Consider the following 16,719-nt stretch of genomic DNA (forward strand, 5'->3'; position numbering starts at 1 on the left):
CTCAGCTGGTCCAGGGACCGCCGAGGTTCGCAACCAATATAATGCGCAGCAAATGCGCACACTATCATGGGAATTCGCCGGTTACGCCGCGCTCCTCCGCATTACCGCTTCCTCGCGATAAGCAATCATTCACCGCGGTCTGGAAAAAGCCCTCGAACTCACCGGCGTCGTGGATGCTGCCGAGGGCAAGACCCTGAACTCCGGCGCCAAGGCCGCAGCGCGCTCACGGTTCGAGGGATGCAAGCAACGCTTTTTCGGCGCACTCCTCCTGTCGTCGAAGCTGCCGACCGTCATCGCCGCGATCGAACAGCATCTTGCCGCAGATCAATCCGTCGTGTTGCAGCTGGTGACGACGGCCGAAGCCATCCTCGACCGCCGCCTCGGCGAACTCTCGGCCGATGAGCGCGCGGATCTCGACATCGATCTTTCGCCCCGCGAAGCCGTCATCGACTATCTGACCCGCGCCTTTCCGGTTCAGCAGATGACCTTCTACCGTGACGACACCGGCGAGGTCCGATCGCGACCGCTGCTCGATGCCAACGGCAACCCTGTCACCAACCCGGAAGCCGAAGCGGAGCGCGACAATCTGATCGAGCAGCTATGCGCCCTGCCGCCGATCGCCGCCGTCCTCGACGCCATCATCACGCGGTTCGGCACCGAGATGGTGGCCGAGGTCACCGGACGCACCAAGCGGCTCATCAATCTGCCAGGTGGCGGGCAGAAGCTCGAATCGCGTTCCGCGCGCGCCACCCAGGCCGACTCCGCCGCATTCATGGAGGGCACCAAACGCATCCTCGTCTTCTCGGACGCGGGCGGGACCGGGCGCTCCTACCATGCCAGCCTCGACGCCAGGAACCAGCAACAGCGTGCGCATCTGCTCCTCGAACCGGGATGGCGGGCCGATCGGGCGATCCAGGGCCTCGGACGCACGCATCGCACCCATCAGGCCTGCTCGCCTCTCTTCCGGCCCGTGACCACCGACTGCAAGGGCGAACTGCGCTTCACCTCGACGATCGCGCGCCGGCTCGACAGCCTGGGCGCGCTCACTCGCGGTCAGCGCCAGACCGGCGGGCAGAACCTGTTCGATCCCGCCGACAATCTGGAAAGCGAATATGCCAAGGCGGCCCTCGTCAGCTGGTATCATCTGCTGGTCGCCGGCAAGCTCACCAGCACCAACCTCACAGACTTCCAACACCGCACCGGGCTTGAACTGCTCGACACCGATGGCGTGCTGAAGGAGGACCTGCCCCCCATCCAGCGCTGGCTCAACCGCCTTCTGGCGCTGCCGATCGGCTTGCAGAACGTCATCTTCGACGAGTTTCTCGCCCTGGTCGAAGCCCGCGTCGCTGCCGCGCGCGAGGCAGGCACGCTCGATGTCGGCGTCGAGACCATGACGGTGGAGACAGCAACCGTCCTCGACGACAGGATCTTGCGCACCGATCCGGTCAGCAAAGCGACGTCCCATCTCCTCACGATCGAGGTCACCCGCCGCCGCAATCCGGTTTCGCTCGAGCGCGTCCTGCGGATCGCCGATACCGACAGAAGCGCGGCTTTCGTGCGCAACGGCAAGTCCGGCAAGGTTGCCCTGCGCACCAACGCACGGCCCTGGCTGACCGAAGATGGCGTGGCGATTCCCCGGATCGAACTGATGCGTCCCTCCCGTCACGAGTATCTGGCGCTCAACGATCTTTACGAGACGGCCTGGAGCGAATGTTCGCGCGCGCGGTTCGAGGAAGAATGGAGCGCCGAGGTCCGTGAGATCCTCGACAAGGTCGACACCGAGACGATCCGCCTTGCGACCGGACTCCTGCTGCCGATCTGGTCGGCCCTTCCCAGCGATCATCTCGTCGTCAACCGGGTGGTCGACGACAGCGGGCGCTCGTGGCTCGGGCGCATGGTGTTTCCCCGCGACGTGCCCGCACTGTTTTCCAAACTGGGGCTTGAGAGCAACGATGTCCTTAGCCCTGCGGAAGTCGTCAAGGCCGCCCTCGAAGGTGGCACCGTGACCATCAAACGGCCATTCGCATGCGAGGTCAAACGCGTCCGCGTCAACACCAGCCCCCGCATCGAGATCGTGGGCGCTCCGGCCAACCAGCTGCCGTGGCTGAAGTCGATCGGCTGCTTCACCGAAATCATCGCCTACAAGACCCGCGTCTTCCCGCCTGCCCTCCCGCCGATACCCGTTTCTCCTGCGCTTCGGGCCATGACCCCCGTGGCTAACCCCCGCGAAGCGCGGGACGGGAAGGGGAGGAGGATCGGGGAGGGTGTCCGGTGTGGGGAAAGACGCGCGCCGGACACCATCATGCTCATGGAGACCCCAAATGACCCAGACCGTCAAACTCGCCAAGCTCAAGCGCTCCGACAAGAATGTCCGCACGACCCCGCCGAAGAACATCGAGGCGATGGCGGCGAGCATCCGCGCCCGCGGCATCATGCAGAATCTGCTCGTCACCGCTGCCCGCCCCAAGGGCATGTTCGAGATCATTGCCGGCGATCGACGCTATCTCGGCGCGATGATGCTGGCGGAAGCCGGCGAGATCGATGCGGCCCAATATGATGTGCCGGTCAAGGTGATCAGCGGCGACGAAGCCGACCTGCGCGAAGTTTCGCTCACCGAGAATTTCCAGCGCGAGGCAATGACCCCTGCCGAGGAATGCGTTGCCTTCCAGCATTTTCTCAAAGCCGATGGCGACATCGAGGCGGTTGCACGCCGCTTCGGGCAGACCCGCCGCTTCATCGAAGGGCGGCTGCGTCTCGCCAATCTCGCGCCCCCGATCTTCGAGGCGCTTTCCGAAGGACGGATATCGCTCGACCTCGCCAAGGCCTATGGCTCGACCGAGGATGTCGCCAAGCAGGAACGCGTCTTCCAGCAATACGGCCACAGCTCCTACGTCAATGCCGACAGCATCCGAAGGGCCATCGCCAACGATAGCATGAAAGCGACCGACCCGGTTGCCGTGCTTGTCGGCGCCGATGCCTATGTCGCGGCGGGCGGACGCATCGAGCGTGAACTCTTCAGCGAGGACGGGGATCGGTGGACCGATCCGGAACTGGCTCAGACCCTGGCTGCCGCGATCATGGAGGCGGAAGCCAAACGCCTCGGCGAGAATCTGGGCGTCGCATGGGTCCGCCCCGTTGCGACCACCAGTCTCTACGGCATCACCTCCGACCTTCACCGTGTCGTGCTCCCGCCCGCACCGATGACGCAGGAAGAGGCCGAACGGTCCGATGCCATCGTCGAGCGATGCGAAGTGCTCGAGGAGGAAATGTCCGACGAGAGCCTCGAACCCGACGCCTACGGCAAGCTCGAGGAAGAGTATGACGCGCTGCGCGAGGAATATGAGGCGCTCAACTCCAAGGCACCCGAACTCACCGACGAGATCAAGGGGCAGGTCGGGGTGTTCCTGACGCTCGGCCGTGACGGCAAGATGGTGCTCGACACCACCTACTACAGCGAGGCGCCTGTCCGCCTCCCCGGCGACGATCGTCCGGTCCCCTCTTCGCCGTCCTCGCGCGAAACCGCCCCTTTGCCGCCCGAAGCGGTCGCACCGGGGGGCAAGGCGCTCAGCGCCCGTCTGCACGATGAACTGGCCGTTCAGCGCCGCGATATTCTCGCTGCCTCGATCCTTGGCGATCCGGCGCTCGCGCTCGATTACATGCTCTTCGCGCTCGCCGACCCGACGCATTTTACCCGATATGGCACCACACTGCGGGCAAACCATCCGCAGGACCCCCAGATGCCCAAGGATCAGCCTGCGACCCAGGCCCAGCAGGCGATCGCCGATGCGCGCGAAGGGCTCGACACCAGTTGGACGCAGGCCTCAGATCCAGTCACCCGGTTCGAAGGGTTCCGCGCGCTCGACGACGACGCCAAGGCCGCATGGCTTGCCATCGTCGTCGCGTCCTCGCTCGAGGCCAAGGACGATTATAACTCGGTCAAGACCAACCCGCTCCATGCCCGCCTCGCGAGCATCCTCGAGATCGAACCGGCCAAATGGTGGCGGCCGACTTCGGCAAACTTCTTCGATCGCGTGTCCAAGGGAACCCTTCTCGCGCTGTTGACCCAGGTCGGCGGTGCCCCGCTCGCGGCTCGCTACATGGGGTCGAAGAAGGGCGAGATCTCTTCGAGCTGCGAGAAGCTGTTCGCCGGCGAAGCAATCACCGAGGCGGAGACCAAAGACGCCGCGCTGGCCTGGGTGCCCGATGCCATGCGCTACGACATCGCCTCCGCGCTGGTGGACGAAAGCGACTTCGACGAGGGCGATCTCGACGACGAGGCATTCGATGAGGGCGAGGGTATCGAGACAGAGGATGCCGATGACGCCGAGAGCGACCATGTCGATACGCAGGACGCAGTCCTGCCGGACGACGGCACTGCCTCCGACGAGACCGATCCCACGCTGATCGCTGCCGAATAACCCCCGCCCATCGTCTCCTGGGCTTTCCCTGCGGCGCGTCCCGATACCGGGGCGCGCCGCTTTCTTTTTATCCGCGGCCCGAAGCGACAGGCCGCGACGCGAGGACATCGCCATGACCTTTACACGCAAACCCGCAGGACCGCGCCGCGACGTCGCGGCCGAGATCACAAGCCTTATCATCGCCAAGCTGGAAGCGGGGGTTCTCCCCTGGTCCAGACCCTGGGGCCTGACCGGAGCAGGGGGCCGTCCGCTCCGCCATTGCGGCACACCCTATACCGGCATCAACGCTCTCTATCTCTGGGCGATCGGCGACGCACAGGGCTATGCGGGCCGCAACTGGATGACCTATCGCCAGGCCACCGAACTGGGCGGGCAGGTCCGGCGCGGCGAGCGCGGCGCCCACAGCGTCTATTATTCGAGCTTCTCGAAGACCGATACCGATCGGATGACCGGCGAAGCGGCCACGAAGAATATCCGTTTCCTGCGGTCCTATACCGTTTTTAACGTCGATCAGATCGACGGCCTCCCGGCCTATTATTATCCTGTCGCAGCAGCGCCCGAACCGCGGGTCGAAAGCGTGCATCGCGCCGCGATCGACGCGTTCTTCGGAGCCTTGCCCGGCACTGTGCGACATGGCGGAGACCAAGCCTATTACTCGCCGATCGGCGACTATATCCAGATGCCGATGCGCGGCGCGTTCAAGTCGGACGATCATTATGCCAGCACCCTGGCGCACGAATATGTGCATTATTCAGGGGCACCGCAGCGGCTCGCGCGCGAGTTCGGCAAACGCTTCGGCGACAACGCCTATGCGTTCGAGGAACTGGTCGCCTGCATCGGGCAATGTCTGGTGTGCGCCGATCTCGATCTTCCCGGTGAGCTCCACGACAATCACGCCAGCTACATCGACAACTGGCTGCGCATTCTGAAAGGCGATGCGAGCGCGATCATCAAGGCCGCGGCGAAAGCCGAGCAGGCCGTGGCCTGGCTCAGGGAGGCAGCCGCAGCCCAAGCCGCCCAACCCCACACATCGCAAGCCCTTGCGGCATGACACGGAGAGCCCGCCATGCACATCGAACTGCGCAAATTGCAGCTCGTCGCTTCCCTCTCGCACGAGACCGCCTGCTACAGCGCGGAAATCTGGATCGATGGCAACAAAGCCTTCCTCGCCTCGAACCGTGGCTCGGGCGGCGCGGACGACTTCCATCCTACAGGGACCGTCACCGAGGACGCCGTCAACGCATGGCTCGCCGCCAACAGGCCAGCCTCGCGGCTCGGCGACAGCGTCCTTCCCCACTGTCTCGAGTTCGAGGTCGCGGCGCTCATCACCCGCGCGACCGAAACGAAAAGGCTGCGCGCGCAATGTCGCACGAAACTGGTGACGATCGAAGACGGCCAGGTGTTCACCTATGCCCTCAAGGGCCGGGCGCTGGACGATGTTCGCGCCCGCGTCCTTGCGGCAAGGCCGACGGCGCGCATCGTCAACGGCGACGAAACGGCTCTCGCTGTCGCGATCGACACGCTGATCGCGGTCGACGATCGCGATAGCGCCTGAGACCCGGAGACAGGGAGGGAAGGGGGATGGCGGGGAGTCGAGCGCATAGGGCGCTCGAGGAGACCGCCATGTCCTACGATGTCGCCTTTCGTCACCAGCAGGCACTCGACCCCAGTGCGCTCGCCACGATCACCGCCGCCCTTCACGCGATCACGACCGCGATCGACGATTGCCGCAATGCCGGCAAGAATGCCGAAACCGATCCGGCAGTGATCCTCCTTGCCCGGCATCTGGGCACGATCGCCGGCGCGGGCAGCGATGAAAGCCTGTTGCGGCGTCGCTGCATCGATACCATCGCCGAATTACGACGCTTCCCGGCCTTGCTCACGCTCGCGGTGCGCGGCGTCGCCCATGACGCAGCTGCAAAGGATCGCTTCCACGCCGACGGTCGCAAGGCCATGCGGCGTCTCGCCGATGCGCTCGGTCTCGAAGACGGGCGCTACCGCATCCACTCGAACCGCAGCCACCCCTCGCAATCGGGCGAAATCACGCTTCATGGCGAGGAGGTCCACGTCCAGCTGTCACTGGGCGCACCGGGTCCCGACAGCGAGGTCATTTATCGCCGTGTCGATGGTCTTCACGATTGCATCGGCGACGTTCGCCGCTTCGCGTCGATCCGCGACCTCCTGGCACCCGAACGGTTCGCGGCCCGCCTGCGCCGGGAATTGCGTCTCTCGGCCCCCCGCACAGATCCGGTCGGCCTGTTCGCCTGACCTTCATGCCACCGCATTTCGAAAGGACGCCGCCATGGGCTGGCTCAGCATGCCCCTGTCATCCATGTATCCCCACCAAACCCCCAAGGCCTATCTTGAGGCACAGTTCACCTACGACCGGCGCGATGCCGACGGGAAAGGCAAGGGGCTGCGCGTCATTGCCTCCTCGTGTCTTCGCAACAAGGTCTGGTACGCGGCCGCGGTGCCTTCGACCGATGGCATCGATGAACCCGCTTTCGCCATCGTTTGCCTCGTTACCTGGAACCCGCGGGCGAAGGACGGGTATGTGTTCGCCTTCAAGGATATGACCGAACATATGGGGCCATGCGAGGCGGAATGCCCCGAGCGCATCCTCGCGCTGCTGGGCGATACCGACGATCCCGGTGCGCTGCACTGGCGCCGGCGCTGCCTCGAACGTCTCGCTCGCCCCACCCGGCAACTCGAACACGGCATGCACATCCGCCTGCCGAACCCTGTGCGCTTCACCGACGGCTATGAGGGCGACGAGTTCATCGTCCACAAGCGCGGCCGCAAGATCGCGTTGGCAAAACCGGGATCTGGCTATCCTTCCTACCGCATCGGCGGCCTGCGAGACCTCCCCTGGACGCTCGTGCCGCAAACCCGCGTCCACAAGACGGTGTTCGGTTGATCGACGCCGCCGCCCCAGTCAGGATGACCCCCATGTCCGCCCAAACTCCCACCTCCATCAGTCCCAAGCGTTGGCGACTGTGCAGCCGCGCCAACGCACAGGCGGTCGCTGCCCGCATGTTCGACGCGGGCGCGCGCCATGTGTCGATCGTGCGTACCGCCGAACCCCTCCAGCCCTTTTGCGTCGTGCCCTTCATCGTCGATGGGCCGAACGTCGAAGTCGAACTGCGCTACGCATGAGGAGCGCGCTTCCTTTTCTGCTCGCGGCCCTTGCCGCCTGCGGCGCGGTCTCGCCACCGCCCGACGACAGCCCGATCAGCGGGAAGGGCAGGGCGATCGACGGCGACACCGTCTCGATCGACTTTCGCCTGTCGGGTGCCGACGCCTTCGAGCGCAAGCAAATGTGCTCGACAAAGGGTTCCTGCTACCCATGCGGAAAGCTGGCGCAGGATTTGGCATCCCGGATACTCAAAAGCGGCACCGCCACCGTCACGCCCACCGGCGCCAACAGCTATGGCCGACCGGTCGCGATCGTCACCGTCGATGGACAGGATCTGGGCGAAAGGATGATCCGGGAAGGCCTGGCGGTGCCGGCGACCCAGTATCTGCGCAGCGATCCCGAGCGCGCATCGGCCTATCTCGCCGCAGCCCTCGAAGCGAAGACCCAGGGGCGTGGCGCCTACGCCGGAGAATATATCGACCCGGCACGCTGGCGGCATGGGGAACGGCTTGCCTGCGAAGGACGTTACTGACCCATTCCCTCCCTGAGGCAGCGGTCCGGCATCCCCCCATGCCGGACCGCTGTTTTATTTGCCGTCAGTAGGTGAGCCGGGGACCCGGCCCATCGTCGTCCGCCACATAGTCGGGACCCGGATCGTGCGACCATGATGCACCGATCCTGAAGGCAGGATCGAACCGCCCCACCGGCCCGTCGGGTTCGGACGCCACATACGGATTGACCAGAGGCTTAACGGCCGCCTTGTCGCGATAAAGCCTCGCTGCGAGCCTCCCCCGCGCCTCGAGCAGCTTCTCCAGCCACACCAGGTCATCCAGCATGGTGACGACGCCTTTGCCGGCGACGCAATAATAGAGGCAACGCTGGAAATCGTCACACGGGGTTTCGAGGATCGTGGTCAGCTTTCCCTTGCCCGCCTCCTGGCCCTCATGAATCCATTCGAGCGATTCGCGCAGTTCCCGCGCCGACAGATAGGCATCTTCGGGATCGCTGCCGATGCAGGCTCCTGCCAGCATCCTGCGCGTAACGCGAATATCGAGATCCACCGACAATTCGATGAGCACCGTGTCGAGATCGAACGCACCGATAAAATCCGCTTGCTGCATGGCGAACTCCTTCCGTCATTGAACGTAACGTGAACAAAGGTGACCTTGCAAGCTTTATGGAGTATCCTCACCGCCATGTGGCTTGTTCCGCGCGATACCAGGGGCCTTGCCTCCCGTTCCCCCGTCCCGGACGTGGTCCGCGAGGCGCTGGTGCGCTGGTACACCGGCGAGGGCGAGGACGCCGATCACCGCGCTTCGGTCATCATGGTGGTCAAGGCGCGCGACCATCACCAATGGATCGCCTGCGACTGCCTGGGAGAGGGGGCCGATCCCCCGCTGCTTTCACCGGCCTATCTCTCCGAAGCGGAAACCTATTATCTGCGCCGCCTGACCAGCATTCGCCAGCGACGCCCCGAACATCATGTCGATTGCCCCTTCTTCCGCGAACAGGCGCCGCCGCGTATCCGCGAACGGGCGACTGCCACGCCGCGATCGATCAACGAGCCTGACGGGCTCTTCTCCGCGCACCGCCTCGCCCCCGAAAAGCTGGCACAGCTCCCCGCCGATACCGAGCCCGACGATCGCACCCGCGGCGTCGCCATCCCACGGCTTGCCCGGCTGCTGTGGCTTCTCATGGAAATGGCGCACGTCAACGTCGTCGATCCGCTCGAGGTCGGGGAACCCAGGACGACATCGATGGCGAGCGAATTTGCCGCGTTGCGCCACGCCGCCGAGCGCGTTCAGATCGCACCGGGCATCCCGCTCGCGCGCCATCTCTACACCCACATCGATCCCTATGAGCGCGGCATCGTCTTCGCCAAACTTCGCGAGGCGGCTCGGAAATGGCCGAGCGAACATGCGCCGCAGGCGTTTCTGCTTCTCTACGCGACCGACGTCACCGGCTCGACCATCACCCTTGCAGAGGGCCGGGAACTCACGGTCAAGAACCGCATCCGGCATATCGGCGTCAATCAGCGCCGGATGGGACCGCCCTATCTGGTTCTGGCAGTCGTCGGTGAACATAATCCGCGCGAGGGCTATGCCGCGCTCCGCGCCTACGCCCAGCCTATCGCCCGACCCGCAAACTTTATTGCGGTGCATAATCTTGCAGAGCGCAAGACGATCGTCGGGCTGCTCGACCTTCAATATCGCTTCCGCCGCCGCGGCATCGGTGTCGGGTTCAAACGCCTCCTGTTCGATATCGCGACACGCGCGGGCGATCTGCGTCCCGATCTGCTTCTCGACCTGCGGGACTTCACCACCGGCGAGGTCATCGAATCCGCCCTCGAAATCGTGACCGGCGAGGATGCTGACACGCTCGGGCTGAAGCTGCGCCAGGTCGAGAAGCTGCGCGAGATCGCGCCTGTCGTCACCATCCACGCTGAGGATCTCGAAGGCGATGCGCTGGAAGCGGCCATTCTCGATCAGCTACGGATCGGATGAAACTGACTACATGACTTAACCCGTTATTCGAAAACTGCGCCCCGGGACGATCGAAGCCGAAGGAGAGAGGGAGAAACTGTCCGATCCACAAAGGGAGACGACAGATGACCCGATTTCAACCGAGCCTGCGGCCCGCAACCACGCCATGGGATATCCCCGACCGGGCCGAGCAGGTCTTGCCCGGCATCTGGCGGGTCTGGACGCCGAGCTATGGCGGCTACGTCCTTTCCGACGAGCGTCAAGCCGCAATGCCCGACGCCCTGCGACGCGACGATCCCTTCTACGAGGAGGATGTCGATTATGCGCTGGTTCTCTACGGCTTCGCCGACGAATTCCGCCGCCTGCCGATCCCCGGCATCGCTCTTCAGGTCGAGAATGCCCGCCGATCGGTGCGATGCTGGCATCCCGATCGCTGGAAAGACCTGACCGGCGAGGAGGTTTCGATCCACGACAGCCATGTCGTGCGACGGCGCGCCGCCTATCAGGCGATCATCGGCCAATATGAGAGCGTCTCGGCCTCGGGCTCCTGGGCCGACTGGGTGCCCGACGGCAAGGTCGGTTGCGTTTTCCGCCGCGTCGTGAGCGTCGATGCCCTGGGTTTTGCCCGCCACGAAGGCGAGCCCATCTACGGACTTGTCGACAAGGACCGCTACGAGCGCCGGCAGATGCCGGAGACCTTCGACAGCCTCGAAGCGATCCGCGTCGAAAGCACGGCACCGATCAGCAAGCAGGTGCCGGCCAGCGCGCTTGCCTCCCTCCTTCCCACCGCATCGTGAGGCACGAGCCATGAGCGTCTATCTCTATCTCTTTCACGGTCGCGACAACGCCGACCGGGACATGCAGGCATGGGGCAGCGAAGGGCCGGCCATCGGCCCCCTCAGCTATGTTCACACCACCTACGGGAGCGACGTAAAGATCTGCGCTCCCCGCGACGTCCTGGAAAAGTTTTTCCCGGATACGGACATTCATTTCCATGACGGATTTGGCCAACATGCCATCCAGATCGAGGGCGACTGCCTGCCCTATGGCGGCAAATTCTACGGCGACTGGTCAGTCTGCACCCAGGATCGCCTCCGTCCCCCGACAAAGGCGGTCAAGCCTGTCTGCGACCATTGCGGCAGCGACAATGTGACGAAGGACGCGGTCGCCGTCTGGGATGTCGAGACCCAGGCATGGGTGCTGCTGAGCACTTACGATTCCACGACCTGCCAGCAATGCGAACGGGAAAGCGACGACATGCTGGACTGGAAGAGCATGGACGGCGCGCCTGCGCCCGATCCCGACGCCATTGCCGCCCCGCCCGCCAACGATCCGGCACTGCCTGACGCCGATGTCGCCCCAAAGGACCGGACATGACCTCGCCCGCTTCCATTTCCGTCGCCGAGGCCGCGGCCAATCGCGTACCGCTCGGCCGCCACTCCACCGGATCGCTCGAACTCGATCTCGATCGCCTCCTTGCCGGACGGCTGCTGATCCAGGGCAGCTCGGGTGCCGGGAAGAGCCGGACGCTGCGTCGTATCATCGAGGAAGCATTCGATTACACGACCGTCGCCATCGTCGATCCCGAAGGGGAATTCGAAAATCTCGCACGGCATATCGGCGCGACCACGATCCGCGCGGTCGAATTGACCGCCGATGGCCTGACCGCCGCTGCCGCCCGAAGCCGCCGGCACCGTCTCTCCGTTCATGTCGATCTCACCGACCTCGACCCCGACCAGCGGATCATCAAGGCTGCCGCCTTCTTCGCGGGGCTTGTCGGCGCGCCGCGTGAGGACTGGGCACATACTGTTCTTGTGTGCATCGACGAGGGGCATCTTCTCGCGCCCCATGTCGCAGGATCGGCGCGCGATGCCGAAGCCCGGCGGCTCGGGGTCGCGACCCTCACCGACCTTGCAGCCAGAGGACGCAAACGCGGTCTGGCAACCGTTATCGCCACCCAGCGGCTCGCCAAGCTATCGACATCGGTCGTGTCGGAACTTCAGAACTTCCTTGTCGGGCTGAATGTGTTCGACCGCGACATCGCGCGCGCGGCCGATCTCCTGGGCTTTGCGCCACGCGACGCAGACCTGTTGCGTAACCTTGCCCCCGGCGACTTCTTCGCGCTCGGGCCTGCACTGTCGGCGACGCCTGTCCTGGCACATATCGATCCGACCATTACCCAGCATGTGGGCAGGACACCGGAACTTCGCGCGGCAGCGGCGATCGAGGCCGATGAGGCAGCGCGGCTGCTGGATCTTGCCGGCCTTGCCGAGGTCGCCGATCATGGTCCTGGCATAACACTCAAGGGCACGCGCGCGCTCGACGCGTTCCTCCTCGATCCCTCCGCGACCGATGCCGCTGCCATAATGGACGCGCTCAAGCGCATTTCGCCCAACGCCAGCACGGCATGCGATCTGGCGCGGCACCTGTCCCTCGACGCCGATCGAACGGATCGCGCACTCAATCTCCTCTCGGCAATCGCGGCGATCGATACCATGCCAAGGGGCGATGACCGGATCGCCCGCCTCCATGCCAGGCTGCGCGCGCGGCTGAGCGATGTCGCTGTGGTGTCGCTATGACCGATCTTGCCCCCACCGTCGTCGAACTGGTCGCCTGTCCGGTGCGCCCCGAGCCCGAGGGCCGCCTGCCCGAAATGCCCTTCCGGCAAAATGCCTGGACCCCGCAGGAAGTCGCCACGCTCGAGACCGGCTTTCGCGCCGATATCCCGCTGGCCGAGATCGCCGCCGCCCTGGGGCGGGGTCTTGCCGGCGTTCGCGACAAGGTCGCAACGCTTGGCCTTCGCCGCCATTCCCAGCGTCCCTGGACGCCCGACGAGGATAACTGGCTCTCGCGCCACTATGGCTCACGCGCGACCGCGGACGTTGCCGCCGATCTCGGTCGCGCATGCAGCGCCGTCTATGCGCGGGCCGGGGTCCTGGGGCTCACCGAAGGCAACCCCCCACGCTGGACATCGTGGGAGGATGCCCAGTTGCGCGCTGGATATGCCGCCGCCGTCCCCATCGCCCAGATCGCGATCCTTATCGGCCGCCCGCTGTCAGGGACCGCGAGCCGTGCCAACAGTCTTGGCCTTCGCCATCCGGCAAAGCCCCCCGACTGGACCGAGGCCGAGGCCATGCTCACGCTGTCGCTGGCAGAAGAGGGGCATCGCTACGGCCACATCGCATCCCTGCTGGTCGAAGCAGGCTATTGCGAACGCAGCAAGATCGCAATCAAGGCGATCCTGCAACGCCTCGGCTACGGGCGGGGCTGGGGACGTTCATGGACACCCGAAGAGGACGCTCTCCTCACGCTTGCCTATCGGGAGGGCAAAAGCCTCACACCCCTCCTGACGCGTCTCGGGCGGACCCGTTACTCGATCCGCTGGCGCAGCGAATATCTTGGACTTCGCGGCACCCATGCAATGCGGGACGGCTTTCGCGGCGGTCCGGTCTGGTCCGACGACGATATCGCCACCCTGCGCGCGCTCTATGGCAAGATTCCAATGACCGAACTGGCGACGCGCATGGGGCGGACCAAGGCGTCGCTGTTCACGCGCGCCAATAACCTCGGCCTGGTTCATGGATATCAGAAGCCCTGGACGGACGACGAACGCCATGCGCTGAAGCGCGCCTACAACAATGGCGTCGCCTTTGCCGATGTCGTCACGGCACTGGGCCGGAACCATGCCGCCGTCCACAAATATGCTCAGAAGATGGGACTGCTGTTCGGCCGTCGACCGCGCTGCACGCCCCCACCGACACTCGACCAGATCCTTGCCATGGAAGATATCGCCGGAGACAAGCCATGAAGCCGCTCAGATCCCTGACAGACATCGCGACAGGCGAACCGATAGACCGCGATACCCGCCGCGCACGGCTTCTCGCCGCGCGCAGGGCTCCTGTCTGCGGTATCGTGCGCAAAGGCATTCTTGGGGGTCACTGGGACGGCGGCACCGTGGTCGGGGCTTTTCGAGGCGGGCGCGGGACATTCCTGCAAGAGCAGACGCTCCCCGGCGATCAGGAGAGGGGAGAGGGAACGAGCGGGGAGGCGTGAAGAAGCGCGCCAGCCACGAGGAGCGTCCCCATGATCCCAGCCACCATCGCAACCGCCGTCGCACCCGAGACCATCTCCAAGGTGACGCGGCTGTTCAACAACACCGCCTTCGACGTCATCAACGAACTGTTCCAGAATGCCCGCCGTGCCGGTGCGCAGTGCGTATCGGTGTCGATCCAGACATCGGGCGCCGACACTTTCCTCCATGTCGTCGACGACGGTCACGGCATTGCCGACCCCGCCTCGATCGTGACACTGGGTCGATCGGGATGGTCCGACGAGACCCGCCGCGCCGAAGATCCCGCCGGGATGGGCGTCTTCAGCCTCGCCGGGCGGAATGTCATTATTCGTTCCTACTCGCGGCCCGATCGCCAGGGCTGGATGGCGCACATCCCGGCCACTGCCTGGGAAACGAGCCGCCCGATCGCGATCACGTCCGATCCTATCGCCTGCGGGACCGCCATCACCGTCTGCGTGCCGGGCGAGTGGGTCCGCACCCTGCGCGACGACATTACGCGCGCCGCGAAACATTATCCGGTTGCCGTGCTCCTCGATGGAGAGGCCCTTCCCTACGAAGACTGGCTCGCCGACGCCGATCATGTCGAGGAATGGAACGGCACCCGGATCGGTGTCTTCCGGAAAAATCCCTCCCACTATTCCTCGCGCGATCACCGCCTCAACTTCCACGGCGTCACCATTCCCTGCGCCCTGCCTTTCGTCCAGGAGGTCGATCGCGGCGGGCACTGGATCGCCAAGGTCGACATTTTCGATGCGCCGCAGATCCAGCTCGTGCTTCCCGCACGCAAGGAAGTGGTCGAGAACGCCGCCATCGCCGACCTGCGGCACGCCGTCCACGTCGCCATCTTCCGGGCGATCGCCGCGCAGGACAGGCACCGGCTCTCGTTTCACGACTGGCGCGCCGCAAGAGACATGGGTGTTACTCTCCCCGAAGCGGCACCGTATCTCTTTACCTGGTCCGCGCCCGCGGCCGACAGCAGCCGCAATTACGAAACGGGCATGCGCGAAACCGATCCCGCCATGGTCCTGATGCCCGACTTCGACGCGCTGGTCGCCCAACCGGTGCAATCTGCGGTCGCGGCGCAAAACCCCTTCGGCGGACCGCTGGTCGAAGCCCAGGACGCCTTCACCGGCTATGGCTGGTACGACCGTCTCTCGCGCGTCGAGGACGTTGTCTTCCGCGTCACGCAGGGCGACCGCACCTTCACGATCTCCGACAGCAAGGAAGCGCCGATCGAAGCCGAGGACGGATTTGTCGAGGCAATCACGCTTTTAGCGACGATCGGTCAAGCCGGCGTCCTCGCCACCGTGGAATGCGCAGCCGATGTCGCGTTCGCGCCAGACCAGTTCTCCTGCAACTCTGTCGAGGAAACCCGCATCTTCGTTCGCCGCGGCACCGCCATGACCGCGCAGGACGTTGCCGATCTGTTTGAAAATGCCATTTTCTACGCCAGCGAAGACAGCGACGCGGACAGCTACGAGACCCAGCAGGAGCGATTTCGCGCCGACGCGGCCGAACGCATCATCGGTCTGCTCGAAGGCGACGACGCGGCGCTCGAAAACAGTATCCGCGCGCGGCTTTTCAACCATCGTCACCTTCTTCCCGAGGACCGCACCGTCACCATCGTCATGAGCCGCAACCGGCTCGACATCGCCATCGCGCCCCGCGCATCCGGGACGTCTGATCCCGAGGTCGCCTGAAATGGCGCGCTACAATCACGCGTTCACGATCGCGTTCAGCACTGTGTCGAGCGACGCCAAGGGCGAGGATCTCGACCCCGACGCACTCAAGGCGGCCCTGCAAGCGCGCATCGCCGAACTCGATCGCGAAGGCACCTGGATCGAGGCGGTCGGTCCCCCATTCGACAGCTATCTCGAGCCGGAGGAATCGTCATGACAATGCCCATCCCGGGGCCTCCGGTGGTCCTCGCTTACGGCATCGGCGTGGACAGCACTGCGCTGCTTCTCGAGCTGCATGCCCGCGGGGCAACTCCCGACCTCGTGCTGACAGCCGACACCGGGAACGAGAAACCGGAAACATACGCCTATCTCGACGTCATCGGCCCCTGGATGCGCGACCGGGGCATCCGGCACGAGATCGTCTCGTACACGCCAAAACGGTTCAAGCACTGGCCGCCCTATTACGGCATCCTGGAAATGTGCCTGACCAACGCGACGCTGCCGAGCAAATCGCTCGGCGGCTCCAGTTGCAGCCTCAAATACAAGAAAGCGCCGCAGGACGCGTTCCTCAAGACCTGGCAACCGGCGATCGAGGCATGGAGCAGGGGTCAGCGGGTCATACGCCTCATCGGCTACGATGCCGGACCCCGCGACACTGCGCGCGCCAATCATGCGCTCTCGATCGACGATCCCCTCTATCGGTGCGATTACCCCCTGCGCCGCTGGAACTGGGATCGGGCAGACTGCACCGCCCGCATCGTCGCCGAAGGCCTGCCCGTGCCCCCCAAGTCGGCCTGCTGGTTTTTATGTTTGCAGATGGTGTCTCGTCTCACCGCAACCCTTTATTTATGGGCTACAAAATTATCCGCCGTTTGAGACGATCCGAGGCCATTGAAGCGCTCGGGACAGTTGCAAAGCGCTACTGCACTTT

General features: G+C 64.8%; 16 protein-coding genes and 1 pseudogene. 16 read left to right on the forward strand and 1 reads right to left on the reverse strand.

Annotated elements, in window-relative coordinates; translation table 11 throughout:
* Positions 1-481: 481 nt before the first annotated feature.
* The 8 genes and pseudogenes from CG471_RS24630 to CG471_RS24665 form a co-directional block, all read left to right on the forward strand.
* Positions 482-2,164: pseudogene (locus CG471_RS24630) on the forward strand (strawberry notch C-terminal domain-containing protein); the annotation flags it as partial.
* Positions 2,165-2,321: 157 nt separating this feature from the next.
* Positions 2,322-4,418 (forward strand): ParB/RepB/Spo0J family partition protein, encoded by a 2,097-nt coding sequence (locus tag CG471_RS24635; RefSeq protein ID WP_099234102.1) that lies wholly within the window; start codon positions 2,322-2,324, stop codon positions 4,416-4,418.
* Between the two features lie 112 nt (positions 4,419-4,530).
* The gene (locus CG471_RS24640) at positions 4,531-5,469 is read left to right on the forward strand and encodes an ArdC family protein (RefSeq protein ID WP_063976893.1); all 939 of its coding nucleotides are present in this window, start codon (positions 4,531-4,533) and stop codon (positions 5,467-5,469) included.
* A 15-nt stretch (positions 5,470-5,484) separates the two neighbouring features.
* Entirely contained in the window at positions 5,485-5,973 is a 489-nt protein-coding gene (locus CG471_RS24645; protein ID WP_063976894.1) for a hypothetical protein, read from the forward strand.
* 68 nt (positions 5,974-6,041) lie between these two features.
* Positions 6,042-6,686 carry a hypothetical protein gene (locus CG471_RS24650; RefSeq protein WP_063976895.1) on the forward strand — a complete coding sequence of 215 codons (645 nt, stop codon included), beginning with the start codon at positions 6,042-6,044 and terminating at the stop codon, positions 6,684-6,686.
* Between the two features lie 34 nt (positions 6,687-6,720).
* Positions 6,721-7,335: a hypothetical protein gene (locus CG471_RS24655; protein ID WP_063976896.1), complete on the forward strand. Its 615-nt coding sequence runs from the start codon at positions 6,721-6,723 to the stop codon at positions 7,333-7,335.
* Positions 7,336-7,367: 32 nt separating this feature from the next.
* Entirely contained in the window at positions 7,368-7,574 is a 207-nt protein-coding gene (locus CG471_RS24660) for a hypothetical protein (protein ID WP_063976897.1), read from the forward strand.
* Positions 7,571-8,086: a thermonuclease family protein gene (locus tag CG471_RS24665; RefSeq protein ID WP_063976898.1), complete on the forward strand. Its 516-nt coding sequence runs from the start codon at positions 7,571-7,573 to the stop codon at positions 8,084-8,086. Before CG471_RS24660 ends, CG471_RS24665 begins: the two co-directional genes overlap by 4 nt.
* A 64-nt stretch (positions 8,087-8,150) precedes the next feature.
* On the opposite strand, the gene CG471_RS24670 is transcribed toward CG471_RS24665, so the two are convergent.
* A complete protein-coding gene (locus tag CG471_RS24670; protein WP_063976899.1) occupies positions 8,151-8,675 on the reverse strand; it encodes a hypothetical protein in 525 nt (174 codons plus the stop codon).
* A 75-nt stretch (positions 8,676-8,750) separates the two neighbouring features.
* Between CG471_RS24670 and CG471_RS24675 the strand changes: the two genes are divergently transcribed.
* The 8 genes from CG471_RS24675 to CG471_RS24715 all read left to right on the forward strand — a co-directional run bounded on the left by CG471_RS24675 (position 8,751) and on the right by CG471_RS24715 (position 16,664).
* Positions 8,751-10,058 (forward strand): hypothetical protein, encoded by a 1,308-nt coding sequence (locus tag CG471_RS24675; protein WP_063976900.1) that lies wholly within the window; start codon positions 8,751-8,753, stop codon positions 10,056-10,058.
* Positions 10,059-10,162: 104 nt separating this feature from the next.
* Positions 10,163-10,834 carry a hypothetical protein gene (locus CG471_RS24680; RefSeq protein WP_063976901.1) on the forward strand — a complete coding sequence of 224 codons (672 nt, stop codon included), beginning with the start codon at positions 10,163-10,165 and terminating at the stop codon, positions 10,832-10,834.
* A 10-nt stretch (positions 10,835-10,844) separates the two neighbouring features.
* Entirely contained in the window at positions 10,845-11,414 is a 570-nt protein-coding gene (locus CG471_RS24685) for a hypothetical protein (protein WP_063976902.1), read from the forward strand.
* Complete coding sequence (locus CG471_RS24690; protein ID WP_063976903.1) at positions 11,411-12,616, forward strand: helicase HerA domain-containing protein; 1,206 nt, start codon at positions 11,411-11,413, stop codon at positions 12,614-12,616. Before CG471_RS24685 ends, CG471_RS24690 begins: the two co-directional genes overlap by 4 nt.
* The gene (locus CG471_RS24695) at positions 12,613-13,845 is read left to right on the forward strand and encodes a hypothetical protein (RefSeq protein ID WP_063976904.1); all 1,233 of its coding nucleotides are present in this window, start codon (positions 12,613-12,615) and stop codon (positions 13,843-13,845) included. The genes CG471_RS24690 and CG471_RS24695 overlap by 4 nt, the downstream gene beginning before the upstream one ends.
* 275 nt (positions 13,846-14,120) lie before the next feature.
* Complete coding sequence (locus CG471_RS24705) at positions 14,121-15,809, forward strand: sensor histidine kinase (RefSeq protein ID WP_063976905.1); 1,689 nt, start codon at positions 14,121-14,123, stop codon at positions 15,807-15,809.
* Between the two features lies 1 nt (position 15,810).
* Positions 15,811-16,005: a hypothetical protein gene (locus CG471_RS24710; protein WP_063976906.1), complete on the forward strand. Its 195-nt coding sequence runs from the start codon at positions 15,811-15,813 to the stop codon at positions 16,003-16,005.
* Positions 16,002-16,664, forward strand: a complete 663-nt coding sequence (locus CG471_RS24715; RefSeq protein ID WP_373562073.1) for a hypothetical protein — start codon at positions 16,002-16,004, stop codon at positions 16,662-16,664. Before CG471_RS24710 ends, CG471_RS24715 begins: the two co-directional genes overlap by 4 nt.
* Positions 16,665-16,719: the final 55 nt, after the last annotated feature.

This window comes from Sphingobium sp. IP1 (assembly GCF_002708645.1).
GTDB classification, from domain to species: Bacteria; Pseudomonadota; Alphaproteobacteria; order Sphingomonadales; family Sphingomonadaceae; genus Sphingobium; species Sphingobium yanoikuyae.